The following is a 17,173-nucleotide window of genomic DNA, read 5'->3' on the forward strand; positions in this document are numbered from 1 at the left end:
CTGGCGATCATTACGCGGTGACCGCCGGGATTTGCGGCTCGACCACCGCCACCAGCCCGTCCTTCATCCGCTTGGCATCGCGCACAAAACACCGTGAAGCCAGGAACAGAAACACCATGGTGAAAAACAGCGCCACCGGGATCAAATACATCGCGTCATGCAAGCCGACTGCCTTGAACGCCTCGGTCATCTGTTCGGCACCGGCCGAGAGCATCGCCGTGTGCGCAAAATGGTCGGACAAGCCGCCCACCACCACCGGCCCCAAACCGCCACCCAGCAAATACAACCCGGCAAAGAACAGCGCCATGGCCGTAGCCCGCAAGCGCGGCTCGACTACGTCCTGAATGGCGGTGTAAACGCAGGTATAGAAGTTGTAGGCAAACAGCCAGCCCACACTGAACACCGCCACAAACACCCCGATCTCGATCCGCCCGGAATACAGCGCCCAAGCGGTACACACCGTCGAGATGATCAAGCTGAATGCTGCAAACAGCAGACGACCACTGGCCACCCGCTGGTGAATCTTGTCAGCGACCCAACCGCCCAGTGTCAGGCCGAACAACCCGGTCACGCCGACGATCACCCCGGTCGCCACCGCCGCTTCCTGCAACGGCATCAGGAAGTAACGCTGCAACATCGGCACCAGAAACGAGTTGCAGGCATACGTGGCGAAGTTGAAGCACAGCCCCGCCATCACCAACCACAAGAAAGTCGGCACCGCCAGCACCCGACGGATCGGCCGGTCTACGCGTTCCTGCGAAACTTGCACGCTTTCCGCAGCGCCGCGTTTCGGTTCCTTGATGAAGAACATGAAGATCGCCAGGATCAGCCCCGGCACCGCCGCGATGAAGAATGGTGCGCGCCAGCTGTCGAAGGCCTTGACCATCCAGCCGATGGTGAAGAACGCCAGCAGCAACCCCAGCGGCAGACCAAGCATGAAAATGCCCATCGCTCGCGCCCGGCGGTGGGCCGGGAACAGGTCGCCGATCAGCGAGTTAGCGGCCGGTGCGTAACTGGCCTCACCGATGCCGATGCCCATGCGCACGATCAGGAAACTCCAGAAACTCCCCACCAATCCGTTGACCGCTGTCAACCCGCTCCAGGCCGCCAGGCCCCAGCCCATCAATTTGCTGCGCGAACCGGTATCGGCCATCCGCCCCAAGGGCAGGCCGGCAATGGCATAGACGATCGTGAAGGCGGTACCGATGATCCCCAACTGAAAGTCGCTGAGGTGCCATTCCATGCGAATCGGCTCGATGATGATGGCGGGGATGGTGCGGTCGAAGAAGTTGAACAGGTTGGCGAGGAACAGCAGGAACAGAATGCGCCAGGCATTCGCCGCTTGGGTCGAGTTCTGCATGGGTCCGTCTCTTTTATTGTTATTGGGGCTTCACTGCCAGCGCATCCGAGCCCGGAACCTGCAATTTAGTCAGGCCCGCCAGAGCTGTCTGTCATTATTTGTAAAGCTGATATCCGCCCATGGAAGATGTCGCAGCCTGTGCAACAGTTTATTTCCAAACACTCTAACGCTCATTCGAAAATGGTTGCGGCCAATGTGCCACTATCGCTTGCACTCTTTACACGCCCTCTATACTCCAAAGCATTCGCCAGCGTTCATGGCGCAGCCAGGATGACAAAGACGGGGCATGCTATGGAATGGCTTGGTTTGCTTTTCATTACCGAGCCTCCGAGAAGCGGGCAGGTAATACTCAATGGCGCACATGACCCTTTTCTGGTGTTCCTGGCTTATTTGGTCGCCTGTGTCGGCAGCTTTGCCACACTGGACATGGCCGAACGGGTGGGTCACGCCGAAAAAATCGCTTCGAAACGGCTCTGGCGCTGGGTCGGCGCCGGTTGCCTGGCGGGCGGGATCTGGGCCATGCATTTCATCAGCATGCTGGCATTCCAGGCGCCGGTCGAAATTCATTACCAACTGCCCATCACTCTGCTCTCGCTGTTATTCGCCCTGACCGCTTCGTGGTTGGCGATGCACACGCTCAGTCATCCGGACCTCAATTTCTGGCAGTACCTGCGGGCCGCGGTCTGGATCGGTCTGGGCATCGCGACCATGCACTATGTGGGCATGGCGGCGATGCGTTCGGTTGCAACGGCCTATTACAACCCCGCCTGGTTCGTCCTCTCCATCGTGATCGCGATTGGCGCCAGCCTTGCCGCCCTGTTGATTTCCAGCCACCTGCGCGATGGCACCGGTTTGTATCACCCACTGATCAAATTCACCGCCAGCCTGGTGCTCGGGGCCGGTATCGTCAGCATGCATTTTACTGGCATGGCGGCGCTGACCCTGGTACTGCCCACCGGCAGCCTGCCGATGCTGCCCGCTGAAAACAACCACCTGCAACTGGGGCTGACGGTGGCGATCATGGCCCTGTTGATCATCGGTAGCTGCATCAGCGCGGCACTGGCCGACAAGAAACTGCAAAACAAGGAACACGACCTGCGACGGGTCAATGCACTGCTTAGTCAACTGGATCAGGCGCGCATGTCGCTGCAACAGGTGGCGCACTATGACGCCCTGACCAACCTGATCAACCGCCGCGGCTTCAATCAGATCTTTGCCGAGAAACTGATCGAGAAAACCAACGAGGGAGGCATGCTGGCGGTGCTGTTCCTCGACATCGACCATTTCAAGCGCATCAACGACAGCCTCGGCCATGACGCCGGCGACGAATTGCTCAAGGTCCTGGCCAACCATATCAAAAGCTCGGTACGCAGCCACGACGACGTGGTGGCGCGCTTCGGTGGCGACGAGTTCTGCATTCTCATCGGCCTGCACGACCGTGAAGAAGCCCGGCACATGGCCCAGCGCATCATGCTGAAAATGAAAGACCCCATCGAGCTGTCCGGCCGGCGCATGGTCATGACCACCAGCATCGGCATCAGCCTGTTCCCCGAAGACGGCAAGACGTGCGAAGAACTGCTGAAAAACGCCGACCTGGCGCTGTATCAGTCCAAAGGCAGCGGCCGCAACAGCCTGCATTTCTTCAGTTCGAACCTCAGGACCCGGGCTACGATGGAGCTGCAGCTGGAAGAAGAACTGCGCCATGCCCTGCGCGAAGACACGGGGCTGATGATCCATTACCAACCGATCTACGACCTGAAAAGCGGCCAGGTCACCAAACTGGAAGCGCTGATTCGCTGGCAACACCCGATTCACGGCTTACTCACGCCGGAGCGCTTTATCGGCATCGCTGAGGCCAACGGGTTGATCGCTGAACTGGACAACTGGGTGCTGCGCAAGGCCTGTGAAGACCTGGGCGAGTTGTCCCGCCACGGCTGTGAAGCGCTGAAGATTGCGGTGAACTGCTCACCGCTGAACCTGGCGCGCGAGGAACTGGCTGACGAAATCGAATACGCCCTGCGCGTGGCCGGGGTTGCGCCCGAGCGCCTGGAACTGGAGGTCACGGAGAACGCGCTGATGGGCAACATCGCCAACACCCTGATGCTGCTGCGGCAGATCCGTGCCCTCGGGGTTTCATTGTCGATCGACGACTTTGGCACCGGCTACTCATCCTTGGCCTACCTCAAGCGCCTGCCGCTGAACACACTGAAGATCGATCGCTCATTCATTCAGGACATTCCCAAGGCAACGCAGGACATGGAGATCGTCCAGGCGATCATCGTCATGGCGCACACCCTGCATTTGCAGGTGGTCACCGAGGGCGTCGAGACCTTCGAGCAATATGACTTTCTCGAACGCCAGGGCAGCGATTTCGTCCAGGGTTACCTGCTCAGCCGCCCGGTGCCACTGGAAGAATTACGCCCGGTACTGAACGAAATCAACCAGCGCAAGCACCCGCACACGGTCAGTCCTTTGAGCCTGGCTCGCGGTACAACTGCACTAACGTCGACGGATCTTTTTCCAAAAAGCCCTGGCCCCCATGCAGGCGCATCAATTGTGCGGCCAATCCACTGATCGGCGTGGCTGAACCCTGTTCGCGGGAAAATTTCACCGCTGTGTCCAGATCCTTGAGCAGCGTGCGCACGTGCCATTTCACCGGTTCGAACCGGCTCTCGGCCATTTGCGGGGCGAGGATCTGTAACGGTTTTGAGTCGGCGAAACCGCCGGCCAGCGCATCGGCGATCAGACTAGCCTCGACGCCTGAACGCTCGGCCAACGCCACCACTTCGGCGATCACCAACGCATTGCAGGCGACAATCATCTGATTGCACACCTTGGTCACCTGCCCTGCCCCGACTGCCCCCATGTGAGTCACGCGCTGGCCGACGGTCAACAACACCGGGCGCACGCGCTCAAGATCTGCCGTTCTGCCGCCCACCATGATCGCCAGGCTGCCAGCCTCGGCACCGGACACACCGCCAGACACGGGCGTATCCATCCAACTCATGCCGGTGGTGTTGATCAGCGCCTCGGCCATTTCCCGGGTCGCCGTGGGTTCCAGACTGGAAAAGTCCACCAGCACTTGACCCCTTTTCGCCCCCTCAGCAATGCCAGCCGAGCCAAAAATCACCTCTCGAACCACCGAAGTATCCGCCAGGCACAACATCACCACGTCGGCGTGCTGACACAGTTGCGCAGGCGTGGCGACTTGCCGGGCGCCGGCCTCGACCAGCGGCGCGCACTTTGCCGGATTGCGGTTCCACACGGTCAGCGGATAGCCCGCGGCCAGCAGGCGCAGACACATCGGCAAACCCATCAGGCCGATCCCGGCAAACCCGAGCGAAGGTAACGTTGCCATCATTTGGCCTCCTTTTGATTAAAGATCGTCGAATATTGGCCGATTCATCATGACTTAGGAAAGGATTCCCCCGAGCGATGCGCAGGCCAAGGCCCTGACGCTTGGGCCAAATACGCGCTGAAAAAAGACGCGAGATCCCATCCGTGATGGTTCGACGACCGCTTGTCGCCCAACCAACCAGCCCAGGTATATGGCGCACAATGAATTCTAAAAACAATCCGGCCGCTGCGATATCCGATCTGACGCTGAGCCCGGCGGCGAACAGCCCCGCACCGTCGAAGTCATTGACGCCATCGCGCCCGTTGGCGACTCAGCAATACCTGTACTTCACCGAAACCAATACCGACCGCATCCTCGATAATCTCGACGGCCTACGCGACATGGTGTTCCCGCGCCCACCGCATCTGGAAGGCGACAGTGAACAGCACAGCGATCAGGAATTCCCGTCGGTCTGCCTGATCGGCCTGGGCCGCTGCGGTTCGAACATCGCGTTGGACGTGGCGGAGTTGGTATACAACGCCCGCAAGTTCTACCTCAACGAATTCAATAACGAAGACCGTCTTTCGCCGGACAAACGCTACGCCGAAAAGGGCTACAGCCCGGCACAGTGGATTCGCAACAATCTGCGTCTGGGTCCGAACAAGGCCCCAAAACCGGTGTTCCTGGTTGAACCACTGGTCATGCTTGGCGACCTGGACAAAGACATCGCCGGTCGTATCCGCTTCTCGCGCAAGGGCGAAAAAAGCGGCTTTTTGCGTGACTACAGCAAAATGAAAATCATGGACTTGTCGGAAGTCCACGCCGGTGGCGCCGGTAACGCGCCGATCCTCGGTCAGTACTTGGCCAAGATCATCCTGAACAAGGACACCCAGCGTTTCTCCAGCCCTGACTGGAAGATGATTCACTCGTACCTGATCGACAGCTGCGGGATCAAGGCCAACCAGTCGCGCCTGTACTTCTCGATTTTCAGTGCCGGCGGCGGTACCGGTTCGGGCATGGCCTCGGAATTCGGCCTGGCCCAGCAGCACTCGTACATGAACAAGACGTTCGATACCAAACCGATGGACGAACACGACAGCAAAAGCGGCCATGCTTTCGTCTTCGAGCCGATCTTCACCAGCGGTATCTGCGTGCTGCCGAACATTTCCGATCACCGCAGCGAAATGTCCGAGGCGCTGCACATCAACGCCGGTCGCCTGCTGTGCAAGTACCTGTCGGAAGAGTGGGACTTCTCCTACAACTTCGACAATGAAGACAGCAGCGAAGCCAGTGTCATGGGCCGGATCCGTCCATGGAACGCGATGATGCTGATCTCCAACGACATCATGCGTTATGCCGAAGAAAGCGATGACGGCAACATTCAGAACATCGACGTCAACGCGATGGAAAAGCACGCCAACCAATACATCTCACAGCAGATCTTCAACATTCTGACGGCTCAAGCGGTCACCACCGACTATGACCAGAACTATTTCCGTCGGGCCGGCATCGACATTGGCGAAACCATTCGCCTCGACGCCAACGACCTGTTCATGAGTCTGGCCGGCCCCGTAGCGATTGCCTACGCCGAGTCTGTTGTGCCGGAAACCCCGCCGCCGAGCAGCGACAAATTCAAGGTGTTCGAGAAAGAGCCGCAACGCCTGAACATCGATGACTTGTTCTTCCGCTCCATTGACTTGCCGCACTTCAACAAAGTGACCCAGGCGATCGAAGGCATCAGCCTGTTGCCGATCGAGTCCAAGCGCTATCGCGCCTCGCTGGAGCAGTACAAGAATTCGGGCTATGACGCGGCCGCATTGCACGACCTGCACTTCTTCAAGAATTGCTCGTCGGTGGTCTCGATTGTTTCGTTGCCCAAAGACTACAAGTTGTCCTACATGGACCTGAACCGGTTGAAGACCCACCTCAACAGCCTGTTCCCGAACACCACGCTCAAGCGTTATGCGCTGGTGATCGGCGCCTCGGCCAACCTGTCACTGACCACCCTGATCGCCAAGAGCCCGTGCCTGTCGGACGACTTCCTGACGCTGATCGTGGCCTTCATCAAGCGTTGCTTTGCGAAAAACCCGTACCGCTTTGACGAGACCCTGGATAACTCGATCCTGGACTTCATCATTAACGAAGATTTCGACGAAGACCGGATCGACGAGCTGCTTAATGAATTTGAGAACCCGGCGAAGATCCTCGACACCAATTGGTACGCGATCAAACCGATGTACGAGAAGAAGTACCGTGAGCTGATCAATGACAAGGACAAGTTCGTCTCGATCAACGACATTCGTTTGTCCCGGGATTGCGTGAAGAAGGCGATCAAGTACCTGCGTGAGATCTACCGTCACCGGATTGGCAAGACCAAGGTTATTTCCCTCAATAACCACACCGGCAAGACCTTCTAAGACTTGGTCACGATCGTTCCCATGCTCCGCGTGGGAACGATCACATTCAGAAACAATTAAGCAGCCATCAGGCTGCTAACAAAACTGTTCCCGTTACGTTTACGTCACCCTCGCCAAGACCCTGCTGTGGCCTTTCTCTACGGCAACATGCCATCACGCTACTCGGCTACACACTTTTGTCCGATAAAGCCGCGCACCAATCAAGTGCACGGCTTCAGCTCGTCGTCCTTTCCTGGATCAGAATCCACGGCGAAACGACCACTGCCCACAGCTCTGGATCGCGTTCAAAAAGATCCAGCGCCCGTGTTTCAGACAGCTTGGCGACTTTGTCGGCGGCCAGCCAGGCAGCCACTTTCTCGCCTTCATCAGTCGCCACTGCCTGCGCTGCAGCGATCAAATCCAGACCGGGGTCGACCCACAATAGGGCACCCTTGGCGAAGAACGGCTCCAGCTCTTTCCAGGTAATAGATGCGGTTTCACCAAGCAGCTTGGCATAGAGGGTGCTAGGTTCTTGAGTCATGGGTCCTGTCCGGAAAATAAACTGACGCAATCATAACGTCGGTGGTCTGGCAGAAAAACCCGGATGCAATTGAGTCACTGATTGAAAAGTGCAGGAAAGCCAAGGATTGCTGTTAATTCAGCCTGAACCCCCGCCGCAATTCTGTCTTTTTCTTTCAATAAAGCGACACCTTCAGGTTTTGCCCCCTGGCGCCAGCTTCCCAGGCTAACAATTGGCGCTCTACACTGTACCGGTACAGTTGCCGGGGGCATTTTCCGGAGGATATCGACGATATCTGACCCGGTTCTGCTGCTACGGCGCCAGGACTATAAAAACTACAACAGTAAGAGTGGAGCACTATGACTAAGGCTACTAAGCAGATTTCCAAACTGTTTGCCGCTATGGTTCTGGCCGGGGTTGCCAGCCATTCGTTCGCAGCTGACACCATCAAGATCGGCATCGCCGGCCCTAAAACCGGCCCTGTAGCCCAATACGGCGACATGCAGTTCAGTGGCGCCAAAATGGCCATCGAACAGATCAACGCCAAAGGCGGCGTAGACGGCAAGAAACTCGAAGCCGTTGAATACGATGACGCCTGTGATCCAAAACAAGCGGTAGCGGTCGCGAACAAAGTCGTCAACGACGGCGTCAAGTTCGTGGTCGGTCACCTGTGCTCCAGCTCCACCCAACCGGCTTCGGACATTTACGAAGACGAAGGCGTGATCATGATCACCCCGGCTGCCACCAGCCCGGACATCACTGCCCGTGGTTACAAAATGATCTTCCGTACTATCGGTCTGGACAGCGCCCAAGGCCCTGCCGCCGGTAACTACATCGCCGACTTCGTAAAACCGAAGATCGTTGCTGTTTTGCACGACAAACAGCAATACGGTGAAGGCATCGCCAGCGCCGTCAAGAAAACCCTCGAAGGCAAAAACGTCAAGGTTGCCGTGTTCGAAGGCATCAACGCCGGCGACAAAGACTTCTCTTCGATGATCGCCAAGCTCAAGCAAGCCAACGTCGACTTCGTCTACTACGGCGGCTACCACCCGGAGCTGGGTCTGATCCTGCGTCAAGCCCAGGAAAAAGGCCTGAAAGCCAAGTTCATGGGCCCGGAAGGCGTGGGTAACGACTCCATTTCGCAGATCGCCAAGGACGCTTCCGAAGGCCTGCTGGTGACCCTGCCGAAATCCTTCGACCAGGATCCGGCCAACGTCGCCCTGGCTGATGCGTTCAAAGCCAAGAAAGAAGACCCAAGCGGTCCGTTCGTGTTCCCGTCCTACTCGGCTGTGACCGTCATCGCTGACGGTATCAAGGCTGCCAAGAGCGAAGACACTGCCAAAGTGGCTGCTGCCATCCACGCTGGCACTTTCAAAACGCCCACTGGCGACTTGAGCTTCGATGACAAGGGCGACCTGAAAGACTTCAAATTTGTGGTTTACGAGTGGCACTTCGGCAAACCTAAAACTGAAGCAAAACCTCAGTAAGGCGTTGCCTGACTGACTGCCAATAAAGCCCACGGCGTGCCGTGGGCTTTGTTTTACGAATGTATTGGGCCGCGCTGGCGTGATCCGCCAGTCTCCCCACCTGAAAATCTCAAAACCGTCATCAGCGGTTCGCTGGCAAACCTCGCGTTCGAAGTGGATGCAGATCCACGGGGCTCGAGCGGGAAAATGACTCCACCAGTGAAATGCGTATCAGGTTTTTAGGAGCGCTGTAATGCCTGACATCTATCACTTTTTCCAACAGCTGGTTAATGGTCTGACCATTGGCAGCACATATGCCCTGATCGCCATCGGCTATACGATGGTTTACGGCATCATTGGAATGATCAACTTCGCCCACGGCGAGGTGTACATGATCGGTTCGTACGTGGCGTTCATCGCCATCGCCGGGCTGGCCATGATGGGACTCGACAGTGTCCCGCTATTGATGACCGCTGCTTTCATCGCGACCATCGTTGTTACCAGTGCCTACGGTTACAGCATCGAACGGATCGCCTACCGCCCCTTGCGCGGCAGCAACCGTCTGATTCCGCTGATTTCCGCCATCGGCATGTCGATCTTCCTGCAGAACACGGTTCTGCTGGCGCAAGACTCCAAGGACAAATCCATCCCCAACCTGATCCCCGGCAACTTCTCCATCGGGCCAGGTGGCGCACATGAAGTGCTGATTTCCTACATGCAAATCGTGGTGTTCGTGGTGACCCTGGTCGCCATGCTCGGCCTGACGCTGTTCATCTCCCGCTCTCGTCTGGGTCGCGCCTGCCGCGCCTGTGCCGAAGACATCAAGATGGCCAACCTCTTGGGTATCAACACCAACAACATCATCGCCCTGACCTTCGTCGTCGGTGCCGCACTGGCGGCCATCGCGGCCGTGCTGCTGAGCATGCAATACGGCGTGATTAACCCGAACGCCGGTTTCCTGGTCGGCCTCAAGGCCTTCACCGCAGCGGTACTGGGCGGTATCGGCAGCATCCCCGGAGCCATGCTCGGCGGGATCGTGCTGGGGGTGGCGGAAGCCTTTGGTGCCGATATCTTCGGCGACCAGTACAAGGACGTCGTGGCATTCGGCTTATTGGTTCTGGTGTTGTTGTTCCGGCCAACCGGCCTGCTGGGCCGTCCGGAGGTTGAAAAAGTATGACTAGGAATCTTAAACAGGCGTTGTTCAGCGCCTTGCTGGTGTGGGCCGTTGCCTACCCGGTACTCGGTCTGAAACTGACCATTGTCGGCATCAACCTCGAAGTCCATGGCACCAGCACTGCAACACTGATCACTATCGCCGTGTGCTCGGTGCTGATGTTCCTGCGGGTGCTGTTCGATCAGCAGATCAGCGCAGCCTGGAAATCCTCGCCCAACATGCCGGTGATGCCGGCCAAGGCCAGTACTTTCCTGACCCTGCCGACCACCCAGCGCTGGCTCATCATTGCGTTGATCGTCGGTGCGCTGGTCTGGCCGTTCTTTGGCTCTCGCGGCGCGGTGGATATCGCCACCTTGGTGCTGATCTACGTGATGCTTGGCCTGGGCCTGAACATCGTGGTCGGTTTGGCCGGTCTGCTCGACCTCGGTTACGTCGGTTTCTATGCCGTCGGTGCCTACAGCTATGCGCTGCTCTCGCACTACTACGGTTTGAGCTTCTGGATCTGCCTGCCGATCGCTGGCCTGATGGCAGCCACTTTCGGCTTCCTGCTCGGCTTCCCGGTACTGCGTCTGCGCGGTGACTACCTGGCGATCGTGACCCTGGGCTTCGGTGAAATCATCCGTCTGTTCCTGCGGAACCTGACCGACATCACCGGCGGCCCCAACGGCATCAGCAACATCGAGAAACCGACGTTCTTCGGCTTGACCTTCGAACGTAAAGCCGCTGAAGGCCTGCAGACTTTCCACGAGTACTTCGGCCTGCAATACAACTCGATCAACAAGGTGATCTTCCTTTACCTGATTGCGCTGTTGCTGGCACTGTTCGCCCTGTTCGTCATCAACCGCTTGCTGCGCATGCCCTTGGGCCGTGCCTGGGAAGCACTGCGTGAAGACGAAATCGCCTGCCGTGCGTTGGGCCTTAACCCGACAGCAATCAAGCTCTCGGCCTTTACCCTGGGTGCGTGCTTCGCCGGTTTCGCCGGCAGCTTCTTCGCCGCGCGTCAGGGCCTGGTGACACCGGAGTCCTTCACCTTCATCGAGTCAGCGACCATCCTCGCCATCGTGGTGTTGGGTGGCATGGGCTCGCAATTGGGCGTCGTACTCGCCGCCACGGTGATGATCCTGTTGCCGGAAATGATGCGTGAGTTCAGTGAGTACCGCATGTTGATGTTCGGCGCCTTGATGGTGCTGATGATGATCTGGCGTCCTCAAGGTCTGCTGCCCATGCAACGCCCTCACATGGAGCTGCGCAAATGAGCCGCGAGATCCTCAAAGTCGACAATTTGAGCATGCGCTTCGGCGGCTTGCTGGCGGTCAACGGCGTAGCCCTGACCGTAAAAGAAAAACAGGTGGTGGCACTGATCGGCCCCAACGGCGCGGGCAAGACCACCGTGTTCAACTGCCTGACCGGATTCTACAAGCCGAGCGGTGGCAGCATCCTGCTTGACGGTCAACCGATCGAGGGCCTGCCTGGCCATAAGATTGCCCTCAAAGGCGTGGTGCGCACCTTCCAGAACGTGCGGCTGTTCAAGGACATGACGGCGGTCGAGAACCTCTTGATCGCCCAGCACCGCCACCTGAACACCAACTTTCTGGCTGGCCTGTTCAAGACCCCGGGGTTTCGCAAGAGCGAGCGCGAGGCCATGGAATTCGCCGAGTACTGGCTGGATAAGGTCAACCTCAAAGAGTTCGCCAACCGCACCGCCGGGACCCTGGCCTACGGTCAGCAACGTCGTCTGGAAATCGCGCGCTGCATGATGACCCGTCCGCGGATCCTCATGCTCGACGAACCGGCCGCCGGTCTGAACCCCAAGGAAACCGAAGACCTCAAGGCGCTGATCAGCATGCTGCGTGAAGAGCACAACGTCACCGTGCTGCTGATCGAACACGACATGAAACTGGTCATGAGCATTTCCGACCACATCGTCGTGATCAACCAGGGCACGCCTCTGGCCGACGGCACGCCGGAACAGATCCGCGACAATCCTGAAGTGATCAAAGCCTACCTGGGGGAAGCGTAAATGCTGCAATTCGAAAACGTTTCCACCTTCTACGGCAAGATCCAGGCGCTGCACAGCGTCAACGTGGAAATCCGTCAGGGCGAAATTGTCACCCTGATCGGCGCCAACGGCGCGGGCAAATCCACCCTGCTGATGACCCTCTGCGGTTCGCCGCAGGCCCACAGCGGCAGCATCCGCTACATGGGTGAAGAGCTCGTGGGGCAGACCTCGGCGCAGATCATGCGCAAGAGCATTGCCGTGGTTCCGGAAGGTCGTCGGGTGTTTGCCCGTCTGACCGTGGAAGAAAACCTCGCCATGGGCGGATTCTTCACCGACAAGGGCGATTATCAGGAGCAGATGGACAAAGTCCTCGGACTTTTCCCACGCCTGAAAGAGCGCTTCGCTCAGCGCGGCGGCACCATGTCCGGCGGCGAACAGCAAATGCTCGCCATCGGCCGTGCGCTGATGAGCAAACCCAAGCTGCTGTTGCTCGACGAACCTTCCTTGGGCCTGGCACCGATCATCATCCAGCAGATCTTCGACATCATCGAACAGCTGCGCAAGGATGGCGTGACGGTGTTTTTGGTTGAGCAAAACGCCAACCAGGCGCTGAAAATTGCTGACCGTGCGTACGTTCTGGAGAACGGCCGGGTGGTGATGACAGGCACCGGTGAAGCGCTGCTGACTGATCCGAAAGTGCGTGAAGCGTATCTGGGTGGTTGAGCCTTTGCGGTAAACAAAAAACGGCCTTCGGGCCGTTTTTTTGTTTTTACATTCAACGACGATCATTTTCTAGCGCAGCCGATCCAGTGCCTCGCCACTGCGCTTGAACCAGCCAATCAGATAATCTGCCAGCACTTGCGTACGTTTCGGCAATCCACCCTGATACGGATGCACCAGGTACATCGGCATTCTGCGCGTCTGATAGTCACGCAGGAGCCAGCGCAAACGGCCGTCAGCCAAATCCGCTTGCAGTAAGTACGACGGCAACCGCGCAATGCCGGCGCCGGCCAGTGCCGCTTTCTTCAGCAGGCTGTAATGATTGCTGGCGAACGGCCCCGAAACCCGTACCCGCAACAACTCGTGTTGCTGGTGATAAAGCCACTCTTCGCGACCGCTGTAATGGCTATTGAGCAGGCAGCGATGTTCAGCGAGTGCCTGCGGCGTCAGCGGTTCACCGTATTGCTCAAGGTAGGCCGGGCTGGCGCAGGTCATTTCATGCCAGGCCAGCAGCGGTCGGGCGACCAGGCGCTCGTCATTGCCCACCTCGGAGCGAACCGCCAGGTCAAAGCCGTCGCGGGACAAATCACGATAGCTGTTGCTCAGGTCCAGCTCGATCTGCACCTCAGGGTACTTGCCGGAAAACTCCAGCAATAGCCCATCGAAGAATGTTTCCCCCAGCGACACCGGAACCGTCATACGCACCGGCCCAGCCATATCATCCTTCAACCGCGCCAATGCCTGACGCGCCCTCTCGACCTGGACTACAAGCGCCTGGGCTTGCGGCAACAGCGCCGCGCCCGCTGCCGTCAAACTCAAGCGGCGGGTGGTGCGTTGCAGCAAGACCACGGAAAAGCGCGTCTCCAGCAAACTGATACGCTTGGAGAGCTGGCCCTTGCTGCAACCCAATTGCTGGGCCGCCAAGGTAAAACTCCCGGCTTCGATCAACACGGCGAACGCCGCCAGATCATCCATTTCACTCATGGATTGTTTCCATTTGAAAACCAAAGGTTGCCTATTAGCGCGCTTATCAATGGAAAAAACCACTCTAGACTGAGACCTCATTCAAACCACTCAAGGATCAGCATGATGAAAATTCTTTTGATAGGGGCAGACGGCACCATCGGTTCGGCGGTCGACAAGGAGCTGTCCGAGCGTCACGAGATCGTCCGCATCGGCCGCAACAGCGGTGATTTCCATGTGGATATCAGCGACAGCGCCTCGATTCGCAAGCTGTTCGAACAGACTGGCAAGTTCGATGCTCTGGTCTGCGCCGCCGGCAACGTGACCTTCGCGCCCTTGGGCGAAATGACCGAAGAAAGTTTCGCGCTGGGCCTGAAAGACAAACTGATGGGCCAGGTCAATCTGCTGCTGGTCGGCCGCGAGTACGCCAACGACGGCGCCTCGTTCACCTTCACCACTGGCGTCCTCAGCCACGATCCGATTCGCAGCGGCGCCTCGGCAGCGCTGGTCAATGGTGCCCTGGACAGCTTCGTCCGCGCCGCCGCCATCGAACTGCCTCGTGGTCTGCGCATCAATTCGGTGAGCCCGAACGTGCTGGTTGAAGCCATGGGCAAATACGCGCCGTACTTCCGCGGCTACAAGCCAGTTCCGGCAGCCGATGTGGCATTGGCCTACGCCAAAAGCGTAGAAGGCTTGCAAACAGGTCAGACCTTTCACGTGGGCTAAGCCCTTGTGATGAACGGTCAGGCTGCGTAACGTGGCGGCACTTGTCAGGAGACTCAAAGATGCGTGTTGCCCGTTACTTAGTCCTCGTTGCCCCGCTTCCGCTGTTCACTGCTTGCCAGTTGCTCGATGGCCCGCGTGAAAGTGCGTCCCACGTGGGCCAGACCCGCATGCAGGGCCAGTTGACGGCGGCCGATGGCAAGCTGTTGTTCCAGCCGTGTAATGAGCAACGTAGTTACGTGGTCATCGACACCGGCGGCACCAGTGTCCTGCAAGAGGCCGCGACCCTGGCCGATGCCCAGGGCAAGCTGTTTGCCGACGTGCGTGGCCGGATTGTTGCCAGTGGTGTCGACAGCCGCCTCGATCTGGAGCAGCTGTACCGCGTCGAGCGCTCGGGCACCGCGTGCAACGATCCGAATTTCAAACTGCTGATTCTGCGCGCCGCCGGCCATGGGCCGGAATGGAACGTGAAAGTCAGCGGCAAAGGCATGGTCATCGACCGCGCCGGTCAGCCGCCATTGGCCGTACCTTACGTTGAAGAGCAACTGGGCGATGGCCGCTTCAATCTCAGCACTGAAGCCAATAACCAGCACATCGAATTGTGGGTTGCGCCACAACGTTGCGTCGACAACACCACCGGCAGCGTCCAGCACATGAGCGCCGAACTGCGCGTCGACGGCCAGGTTCAGCGCGGCTGCGGGTATTTCGGCGGATCGCGTAACGACTGATCGTTTTAGCCTCACGGGAATCATTCTTTGAGGCTTATAATCGCGGGCTTCAAACGCCTTGGCGCAGTTGTGCGCCCCGCGAAACGGATCCTGTCATGTTACGAATCACCGAACTCAAGCTGCCGATCGACCATCCCGATGAAGACCTGCGCCCTGCCATCGTGCAGCGCCTGGGCATCACCAGTGATGACCTGCTCGATTTCACCTTGTTCAAGCGCAGCTACGATGCGCGCAAAAAGTCCTCCGAACTGTGCTTCATCTACACCATCGACCTGAACGTTCGCGATGAGGCGGCGGTGCTGCACACGTTCGCCGATGACCGTAACGTCAACGTGGCGCCGGATGTCAGCTACAAAGTGGTCGGCCAGGCGCCGGCTGATCTCGAGCAACGTCCTGTCGTCGTGGGTTTTGGTCCGTGCGGGATTTTCGCCGGGCTGCTGCTGGCGCAAATGGGCTTCAAGCCAATCATCCTCGAGCGCGGCACCGAAGTGCGTCAGCGCACCAAGGACACCTGGGGCCTGTGGCGTAAAAGCGTGCTTAACCCGGAATCCAACGTGCAATTTGGCGAGGGCGGCGCGGGGACATTCTCCGACGGCAAGCTGTACAGCCAGATCAAGGATCCGAAGTTCATCGGACGCAAAGTCCTGCATGAGTTCGTCAAGGCCGGTGCGCCGGAAGAAATTCTCTACGTCAGCAAACCGCACATCGGTACGTTCCGTCTGACCGGCGTTGTGGAGAACATGCGTGAGCAGATTCGCGCGTTGGGTGGCGAAGTGCGCTTCCAGCAGCGGGTCACCGACGTGTTGATCGAGGACGGCCAAATGGTCGGCGTAGAACTCAATGGCGGCGAGCAGATTCATTCGAAACACGTAATTCTGGCCCTCGGTCACAGCGCCCGGGACACCTTCCGCATGCTGCATGGCCGTGGCGTTTTCATGGAAGCCAAGCCGTTTTCGGTGGGTTTCCGCATCGAACACCCGCAGTCGCTGATCGACCGCGCGCGTCTGGGCAAGTACGCCGGCCACCCTAAACTCGGGGCTGCCGACTACAAACTGGTGCACCACGCCAGCAACGGACGTTCGGTCTACAGCTTCTGCATGTGCCCGGGCGGCACGGTAGTGGCGGCGACGTCCGAGCCGGGCCGTGTGGTCACCAACGGCATGAGCCAGTACTCGCGTAACGAGCGCAACGCCAACTCTGGGATCGTCGTCGGGATTACCCCGGAAGTCGATTATCCGGGCGGCCCGCTGGCGGGTATCGAGTTGCAGGAACGCCTGGAATCCCACGCCTTTGTGCTGGGCGGCAGCAACTATGAAGCGCCGGCGCAACTGGTCGGCGACTTCATTGCCGGCAAGCCGTCCACCGCGTTGGGCAGCGTAGAACCTTCCTACAAACCGGGCGTTGCCTTGGGTGATTTGGCGTTGGCCTTGCCGCCGTTCGCCATCGAAGCCATTCGTGAAGCGTTGTCCGCGTTCGAGAAGCAGATTCGCGGTTACTCACTGCACGACGCCGTGTTGACCGGGATCGAGACGCGTACATCGTCGCCGCTGCGGATTACCCGTAACGAGTCGATGCAAAGTTTGAACGTGAAGGGCCTGTTCCCGGCGGGTGAAGGCGCGGGTTATGCGGGCGGGATTCTGTCGGCGGGTGTCGATGGGATTCGGATTGCCGAAGCCGTGGCCCGCGACATCCTCGGCCTCGAGGCCTGACACAAATCCCACAGACAACACAAAACCTGTAGATACTCTGTTCACGGTCAAGCTTTCGCGAGATGTTTTTCGCTAAAA

Annotated in this window: 14 protein-coding genes; 10 read left to right on the top strand and 4 right to left on the bottom strand. The window is 58.5% G+C overall.

Going from position 1 to position 17,173, the window contains the following annotated elements; translation table 11 throughout:
* Window positions 1-10 precede the first annotated feature (10 nt).
* Entirely contained in the window at window positions 11-1,360 is a 1,350-nt protein-coding gene (locus QK293_RS23775) for an MFS transporter (protein ID WP_282381720.1), read from the bottom strand.
* A gap of 291 nt (window positions 1,361-1,651) precedes the next feature.
* Between QK293_RS23775 and QK293_RS23780 the strand changes: the two genes are divergently transcribed.
* On the top strand, window positions 1,652-3,934 hold the full coding sequence (locus QK293_RS23780; RefSeq protein WP_282381722.1) for a bifunctional diguanylate cyclase/phosphodiesterase: 2,283 nt from the start codon (window positions 1,652-1,654) through the stop codon (window positions 3,932-3,934).
* On the opposite strand, the gene QK293_RS23785 is transcribed toward QK293_RS23780, so the two are convergent.
* On the bottom strand, window positions 3,825-4,721 hold the full coding sequence (locus QK293_RS23785; protein WP_282381725.1) for an NAD(P)-dependent oxidoreductase: 897 nt from the start codon (window positions 4,719-4,721) through the stop codon (window positions 3,825-3,827). The two genes, QK293_RS23780 and QK293_RS23785, sit on opposite strands and share 110 nt — an antisense overlap.
* 197 nt (window positions 4,722-4,918) lie before the next feature.
* Between QK293_RS23785 and QK293_RS23790 the strand changes: the two genes are divergently transcribed.
* Window positions 4,919-7,114: a hypothetical protein gene (locus QK293_RS23790; protein WP_282381727.1), complete on the top strand. Its 2,196-nt coding sequence runs from the start codon at window positions 4,919-4,921 to the stop codon at window positions 7,112-7,114.
* Window positions 7,115-7,328: 214 nt separating this feature from the next.
* On the opposite strand, the gene QK293_RS23795 is transcribed toward QK293_RS23790, so the two are convergent.
* On the bottom strand, window positions 7,329-7,634 hold the full coding sequence (locus tag QK293_RS23795; protein WP_282381730.1) for a DUF2288 domain-containing protein: 306 nt from the start codon (window positions 7,632-7,634) through the stop codon (window positions 7,329-7,331).
* Between the two features lie 338 nt (window positions 7,635-7,972).
* On the opposite strand from QK293_RS23795, the gene QK293_RS23800 reads away from it, so the two are divergent.
* The 5 genes from QK293_RS23800 to QK293_RS23820 all read left to right on the top strand — a co-directional run bounded on the left by QK293_RS23800 (window position 7,973) and on the right by QK293_RS23820 (window position 12,975).
* Window positions 7,973-9,100 (top strand): branched-chain amino acid ABC transporter substrate-binding protein, encoded by a 1,128-nt coding sequence (locus QK293_RS23800; protein ID WP_282381732.1) that lies wholly within the window; start codon window positions 7,973-7,975, stop codon window positions 9,098-9,100.
* A 232-nt stretch (window positions 9,101-9,332) separates the two neighbouring features.
* Window positions 9,333-10,256: a high-affinity branched-chain amino acid ABC transporter permease LivH gene (livH, locus tag QK293_RS23805; RefSeq protein ID WP_282381734.1), complete on the top strand. Its 924-nt coding sequence runs from the start codon at window positions 9,333-9,335 to the stop codon at window positions 10,254-10,256.
* On the top strand, window positions 10,253-11,509 hold the full coding sequence (locus QK293_RS23810) for a high-affinity branched-chain amino acid ABC transporter permease LivM (RefSeq protein WP_282381736.1): 1,257 nt from the start codon (window positions 10,253-10,255) through the stop codon (window positions 11,507-11,509). The genes livH and QK293_RS23810 overlap by 4 nt, the downstream gene beginning before the upstream one ends.
* A complete protein-coding gene (gene livG, locus QK293_RS23815; RefSeq protein WP_282381738.1) occupies window positions 11,506-12,273 on the top strand; it encodes a high-affinity branched-chain amino acid ABC transporter ATP-binding protein LivG in 768 nt (255 codons plus the stop codon). Before QK293_RS23810 ends, livG begins: the two co-directional genes overlap by 4 nt.
* The gene (locus QK293_RS23820; RefSeq protein WP_201114164.1) at window positions 12,274-12,975 is read left to right on the top strand and encodes an ABC transporter ATP-binding protein; all 702 of its coding nucleotides are present in this window, start codon (window positions 12,274-12,276) and stop codon (window positions 12,973-12,975) included.
* A 69-nt stretch (window positions 12,976-13,044) separates the two neighbouring features.
* Here the strand turns inward: QK293_RS23820 and QK293_RS23825 are convergent, their stop codons facing one another.
* The gene (locus QK293_RS23825; protein WP_282381746.1) at window positions 13,045-13,956 is read right to left on the bottom strand and encodes a LysR family transcriptional regulator; all 912 of its coding nucleotides are present in this window, start codon (window positions 13,954-13,956) and stop codon (window positions 13,045-13,047) included.
* A 105-nt stretch (window positions 13,957-14,061) separates the two neighbouring features.
* Between QK293_RS23825 and QK293_RS23830 the strand changes: the two genes are divergently transcribed.
* From QK293_RS23830 to QK293_RS23840, 3 genes are all read left to right on the top strand, one after another.
* Window positions 14,062-14,661: a short chain dehydrogenase gene (locus QK293_RS23830; RefSeq protein ID WP_282381749.1), complete on the top strand. Its 600-nt coding sequence runs from the start codon at window positions 14,062-14,064 to the stop codon at window positions 14,659-14,661.
* A 59-nt stretch (window positions 14,662-14,720) separates the two neighbouring features.
* Window positions 14,721-15,386 (top strand): hypothetical protein, encoded by a 666-nt coding sequence (locus QK293_RS23835; protein ID WP_282381751.1) that lies wholly within the window; start codon window positions 14,721-14,723, stop codon window positions 15,384-15,386.
* 95 nt (window positions 15,387-15,481) lie between these two features.
* Entirely contained in the window at window positions 15,482-17,095 is a 1,614-nt protein-coding gene (locus QK293_RS23840; RefSeq protein ID WP_282381753.1) for an NAD(P)/FAD-dependent oxidoreductase, read from the top strand.
* The last annotated feature ends 78 nt before the right edge of the window (window positions 17,096-17,173 follow it).

The organism is Pseudomonas sp. AL03 (assembly GCF_029960815.1).
Lineage (GTDB): Bacteria > Pseudomonadota > Gammaproteobacteria > Pseudomonadales > Pseudomonadaceae > Aquipseudomonas.

What these genes read in the sequence shown, in the direction of transcription:
- QK293_RS23830 (WP_282381749.1), top strand. Translation starts at nt 14,062, where the DNA reads ATGAAAATTCTTTTGATAGGGGCAGACGGCACCATCGGTTCGGCGGTC.
- QK293_RS23795 (WP_282381730.1), bottom strand. Translation starts at nt 7,634, where the DNA reads ATGACTCAAGAACCTAGCACCCTCTATGCCAAGCTGCTTGGTGAAACC.
- QK293_RS23820 (WP_201114164.1), top strand. Translation starts at nt 12,274, where the DNA reads ATGCTGCAATTCGAAAACGTTTCCACCTTCTACGGCAAGATCCAGGCG.
- livG (WP_282381738.1), top strand. Translation starts at nt 11,506, where the DNA reads ATGAGCCGCGAGATCCTCAAAGTCGACAATTTGAGCATGCGCTTCGGC.
- QK293_RS23775 (WP_282381720.1), bottom strand. Translation starts at nt 1,360, where the DNA reads ATGCAGAACTCGACCCAAGCGGCGAATGCCTGGCGCATTCTGTTCCTG.
- QK293_RS23790 (WP_282381727.1), top strand. Translation starts at nt 4,919, where the DNA reads ATGAATTCTAAAAACAATCCGGCCGCTGCGATATCCGATCTGACGCTG.
- livH (WP_282381734.1), top strand. Translation starts at nt 9,333, where the DNA reads ATGCCTGACATCTATCACTTTTTCCAACAGCTGGTTAATGGTCTGACC.
- QK293_RS23785 (WP_282381725.1), bottom strand. Translation starts at nt 4,721, where the DNA reads ATGATGGCAACGTTACCTTCGCTCGGGTTTGCCGGGATCGGCCTGATG.
- QK293_RS23800 (WP_282381732.1), top strand. Translation starts at nt 7,973, where the DNA reads ATGACTAAGGCTACTAAGCAGATTTCCAAACTGTTTGCCGCTATGGTT.
- QK293_RS23810 (WP_282381736.1), top strand. Translation starts at nt 10,253, where the DNA reads ATGACTAGGAATCTTAAACAGGCGTTGTTCAGCGCCTTGCTGGTGTGG.
- QK293_RS23835 (WP_282381751.1), top strand. Translation starts at nt 14,721, where the DNA reads ATGCGTGTTGCCCGTTACTTAGTCCTCGTTGCCCCGCTTCCGCTGTTC.
- QK293_RS23840 (WP_282381753.1), top strand. Translation starts at nt 15,482, where the DNA reads ATGTTACGAATCACCGAACTCAAGCTGCCGATCGACCATCCCGATGAA.
- QK293_RS23825 (WP_282381746.1), bottom strand. Translation starts at nt 13,956, where the DNA reads ATGAGTGAAATGGATGATCTGGCGGCGTTCGCCGTGTTGATCGAAGCC.
- QK293_RS23780 (WP_282381722.1), top strand. Translation starts at nt 1,652, where the DNA reads ATGGAATGGCTTGGTTTGCTTTTCATTACCGAGCCTCCGAGAAGCGGG.